We start from the raw sequence: 1,149 nt of genomic DNA, 5'->3' as shown, positions 1-1,149 counted from the left end.
ATTTGACTTATGGCTATTATGACCCACAAGCACATTGACATCACGAGCTGCCGAAAGGTTAATATTCTCACCTGCAAGATCAGAGCCAACAATTGTCACATCTTTTTTCTTAGCAGTGATGTTGATAGTGCCATTCGCATTGAGAGAAGAGCCTTGATGTTCAAAACTTTCTTCATTTTCTGTCTTTGTCTCACTCCCATATATCGATAAAAAGTCCTTGCCTGAACCCGCGCCCAAACCAGATGCATGTTCTTCTGAGTAGCTGCTATGGTGATCTGTCATACCATCAATCGTCACACTTTCTCCACTCACATTGATATTTTGACCGGAAAGCAGATGAGAAGCAGAAATCTTGGCTTCTCCTTGTGCGTCTAACACGATGTTGCCCGTCGCCCCAAGGATAGAGGAGACCGTTGTGGTATGCGATTGAGAACTATCGGACGATTCCTCATGCAAAAAGCTACTTGAAGACGATTGGTATTGCTGGTCGTAGTGTTCTTGAGCGCCTTTTATAAGAATATTCCCACCAGAATGAATAGAAATATCCGCTTTTGCTTGATCTGGTGTTTCCTCTTTTTTTCCAGCAAGAAGCATCGACCCAATGATTTTTGTATCGTTGCCAGATTCAAAGGCTATCCCTTCACCGCCTGTTATACTTGAGCTCACGACTTGGGTAGCCTCAACATTATTATGGACTCTCTCACTAAATATTCCATCCTCTTTGTGATCAGACATCTCATAATTTAAGCTATCTTCTGCATTGTTGATTAAAATATCGTTACTGGCTTTCAGCCCCACCTTGCCCTTGGCATCTATATCGGAAGCAGAGACATGGATATCGTGCCCCGATATGATATCCATATTCTTTCCAGAACTTAGATGAGAGCCATTGTGCAAGGCAACATGGGAGGTTTCACTCCCATTCTGATTGTCCATACTGTTGCGTGTGGCATCAATCGAAATATTCCTCTCAGCTTGCAAGAGAAGTTTATCCGTTGCTTGAACATCTGAGCCTAAAATATTGAGATTTTTTCCTGATGAAAAGACTGTTGAACCCCCAGAACTGACTTCCGATTTATGATGCATGGTGGCATCACCCTGTTCATCATGGTAATGGGTTTCTGCTGAACCGATCGTCAAGTTGCCTTG

The 1,149-nt window shown here is 42.9% G+C and carries 1 protein-coding gene; it reads right to left on the bottom strand.

Features of this window, described 5'->3' with window-relative positions; all coding sequences use genetic code 11:
- On the bottom strand, positions 1-1,149 hold a 1,149-nt coding region (locus tag ACFIL8_RS10665), incomplete at both ends, for a hemagglutinin repeat-containing protein (protein ID WP_375689749.1).

Source organism: Bartonella sp. AP57NXGY, assembly GCF_042195805.1.
In the GTDB taxonomy this organism is placed as follows: domain Bacteria; phylum Pseudomonadota; class Alphaproteobacteria; order Rhizobiales; family Rhizobiaceae; genus Bartonella.
This window is presented reverse-complemented; position numbering and strand designations above follow the sequence as displayed.